This window comes from Terriglobales bacterium, from assembly GCA_035567895.1.
Taxonomy (GTDB): Bacteria; Acidobacteriota; Terriglobia; order Terriglobales; family Acidobacteriaceae; genus Gp1-AA112.
On the sequence record DATMPC010000027.1, the window covers coordinates 1 to 3,787 of the forward strand.

Below are 3,787 nucleotides of genomic sequence, written 5' to 3' on the forward strand. Positions count from 1 at the left end.
ATGATCACCATGGCGATGGGACATAACCACAAAATCAAGCTTTTGCAGATCGACGCCCGCCGCCTTCACGTTGTGTTCGAGGATCTGGGAGTTGTTGCCGGTGTCGAAGAGGATGCGTTTGCCGCCATATTCGACCAGGGCAGCAAACCCCCAATCCATGGTCAGTGACGAAGATTTGCCGAAGGAGTCGTACAGAATGGTGACGCGGTTTGGCGTTTCTGCTGCACCCACACCCGCGAGCAACATAACGCAGGCCGCCAGCGCGCATACCGAGATGTGCTGCTTCATAGGTTCCTCCAGGGGATTCAGTTTTCTTCTTTCCCTAGTTGACTTCGCAGAATTGACCCGAGCTTGGCGGGAAGATGCGAAAGTTTGGCACCACCGACATGTGCTTGGCAACCGCTGAAATGAGACTGGAGCGGTGCTGCGTCCTTGGACGAGTCGTCGGCAAACCCTCCCTTACAAGACTAGGGAAGAGTTGCCGAAAATAACCGGAAGTTATCCACAAACGGGCTTCGAGGAAGTTGGCCGGATTGGTACCGGGAGGTCGGCTTAGGGGAATTGATCACGATTGCTGAAGGATGACGGGCAATCCAGAAGTAACCAGATTAGTTCCTGTTTGCCGACTATCCACGAACTAGCTTCTTTGTGATCACCCGGGCGTTTCCCAGCACCGACTTCCCGAATTGAGAGTTATCTTTCATACCGTCGCAGCTTTTTCCCTATGAAAGAACTTAGTTTTTTGTCAGGATTTACACTGCTGACCTATGCGCTGGCGTCGCCTGGTGTGCGTTTTGCTGGTTCTCGCGTCAACTTGTTTCGCGGCATCTCCCAGTGGCATTCCTCGTGAGCTGGCGAGTGAACGTGCGCAGCTGGTCTCGCATGTCCGCTACAGCTTGCGTTTCCAACTTGTTCCCGGAGGTCTTACAGCGCGCGGTGAAGAGCAGTTGCGATTTTCCCTTAAGACGCAGGCGCCGCTTTTACTCGATTACCGCGATGGCTCTGTGGTGAGGTCGGAAATCAATGGGCACTTGTCGTCAATCGTGCATGAGAACGGTCACCTGCTGCTGCGAAAAGAGGATCTTCGAGAGGGAGAAAACGAAATCTATATTGCGTTTGTGTCGTCCGTCGCTCCAGCGGGCAAAGCAATTACGAGATATCAAGATCGCGATGACGGGAGTGAGTACCTATACACCCTCTTTGTGCCTATGGACGCCAGCATGGCGTTCCCGTGCTTCGATCAGCCCGATTTGAAAGGCAGATTTCAATTGAACGTTGACGCTCCGCCACAGTGGACGGTGCTCTCGAACACCCCAGTGGATACTTCAGTCCCCACGAGCACGCAATTTGAGCGCGGCAATGAACCGCAACCCAAGACGACAACGTTCCTCGAAACCGAACCCATCAGCACCTATTTATTTGCTTTCGCCGCTGGGCCGTTTCGCAAAGTGCATGAGACACCCGGATTGCCGGGAGTCTATGTGCGCCAATCGCAATATAAGCGAGCGGTCGAAGAAGCTCCTGAGCTGCAACAGATCACTGCCGACGGCATGAAGTTTCTCTCCGACTACTTTGCCCAACCCTTTCCGTTTCCCAAATATGACCTGGTGTTGATTCCCGGTTTTGCTTACGGCGGCATGGAGCACGCCGGATCGACATTCCTGCGCGAAGAGTCTGTTCTCTTTCGCACGGCGCCGACGCACAGCGATTTGATTGGACGCGACCTGCTGAGCCTGCACGAGCTGACGCATCAGTGGTTCGGCGACTTCACAACGATGCGCTGGTTCGATGACCTGTGGCTAAAGGAAGGCTTCGCGCAGTATATGGCGTATCGCACGCTTGATCGACTCAAGCCGGAGGAACACGTGTGGCAACGCTTCTTCTTGGCGATGAAGCCGGCGGCGTATGCAATTGACTCAACGCAGGGCACTACTCCGATCTACCAGGACATCGACAATTTGCTGAATGCGAAGTCAGCATACGGAGCTATCGTGTATTCCAAGGCGCCCGCATTGCTTCGGCAACTCGCCTTCATCATCGGCGACGAGAATTTGCGTAAGGGTCTGCAGATCTATCTCAAAGAGCACCAATATGGGAACGCCGAGTGGAGCAATCTGGTAATGGCATTCGAGCGAGCTTCTGGCCGATCACTCGAAGAATGGGCCCGAGCCTGGATTCGCCGTCGCGGAATGCCGCAGGTGGATGTTTCGTGGAACTGCAAGACTGGGCGCATTCAGCATTTGTCTCTGGCCCAACACGATGTACTGAGCGAAGGTGGTGTGTGGCCGATCGCAACGCAGATCCTCCTGAGCTATGCCGACGGTCCCCCGGTGCGCATTCGTGCAGAGCTGAACAAGCCGAAGGAAGAAGTCTCCCAAGCTTCTGGCAAGTCTTGCCCGGCATTCGTCTTTGCTAACGATGAGGACTATGGATACGGCCGCTTTCTTCTGGATCCCGAGAGTCGCCGAGGGGTCGAGAACCGGATTGGGACTATCGGCGATCTATTTGAGCGGACTACGCTGTGGGGATCCTTGTGGGATTCGGTGCGCGAGGTTCAACTAGCGCCTTGGGATTACCTCTCGCTGACTCGCCACTTGCTTCCTGCCGAGCAAGACGAATCCCTGGCCCAGTCGCTGACGGGCCATACGGTTACTGCTCTGCATCGCTACGTAAGCCGGCAAACGCGAGCCGAATTCGTGCCCAGCTTCGAGACCATGGCTGCGGATCGAATGCAGCACGCGCAAGACCAGGGGATGGGTATCATCTGGTTCCGCTTCTTTCGCGCTGTGGCCGAAACGCCATCCGGACGAAACGGACTCAAGCAGTTGCTTTCCGAATCGCGTCAGGTTCCCGGAGTGCAACTTCGTCCTCTCGATCGCTGGAACATCGTGACTTCTTTGATTGCGCTGTCTGATGCCGATGCGGAACAGGTCCTCTCATCAGAGAAGGAGCGCGACCATACAGGCGATGGGCTCAAGTACGCCTACGTCGCCGAAGCGGCACGTTCCGAAGCTGCAGCTAAGAAGAAGTACTTCGATGACTATCTGCACAATGCCAGTCGCCCCGAGGATTGGGTTGAGCAAAGCCTCGGCGCATTCAATTACTGGAATCAGTCTGAGCTAACCTCGCCGTATTTAAAGCCGGCGCTCGACGCCCTTCCGCAAGTCAAGCGGGAGCGCAAGATCTTCTTCGTCCTGGCGTGGCTGGGAGCATTCATTGGCGGGCAGCAATCCGCTGCCGCGGATGCTGAAGTTCACGATTGGCTGAAAGCCAACAATATCGATCGCGATCTACGCTTGAAGGTCTTGGAAGTGGTCGACGAATTGGACCGCACCGTCAGGATAAGGCAGCGGTATCCATGACTCGGCCGAATTTTGTCGTTGATGTTCCAGTCCGAGATCCCAAACAAGCTGGCAGAGCAGGGGCAATTTCGGTAGAAAGTTACATATCTTGGAGAGCTCCGTTCCATTTCGGGATCGCCCAGACGAGGTTGCAATGCAATCTACTGACTCGACGTATACTGACTGTCTTGGAGCTTAACTTTCTAAATTCATTGCTTCGACCGCCAGCCACTTCGCCGCCATACTGACAGCTGTGTAGTGCGTGTACATTTGGCGCTCATGTGCCCCGTATTTTGTCGAAGGTGATTGATCAGAATCATTTCGGCGCGAAAGGCCACTCCGCGAGAAAGGAGGATGTATGACCAAAATCAAGAAAAAGCAACTTAGGGAGATCCATGCGCTCGCGGCAATGAGCGATGCTGAGATTGACACTTCCGACATCCCGG

General features: G+C 54.8%; 2 protein-coding genes. One reads left to right on the top strand and one right to left on the bottom strand.

Annotated elements, in window-relative coordinates; all coding sequences use genetic code 11:
* The coding region (locus VNX88_06950; GenBank protein ID HWY68385.1) for an MBL fold metallo-hydrolase at positions 1-288 on the bottom strand (288 nt) is incomplete at its 3' end.
* A 479-nt stretch (positions 289-767) separates the two neighbouring features.
* On the opposite strand from VNX88_06950, the gene VNX88_06955 reads away from it, so the two are divergent.
* Positions 768-3,362: a M1 family aminopeptidase gene (locus tag VNX88_06955; GenBank protein HWY68386.1), complete on the top strand. Its 2,595-nt coding sequence runs from the start codon at positions 768-770 to the stop codon at positions 3,360-3,362.
* The last annotated feature ends 425 nt before the right edge of the window (positions 3,363-3,787 follow it).

Bases quoted from the DNA above. Each gene is read 5' to 3' on its own strand.
- VNX88_06955 (HWY68386.1), top strand. From the start codon at position 768: ATGCGCTGGCGTCGCCTGGTGTGCGTTTTGCTGGTTCTCGCGTCAACT.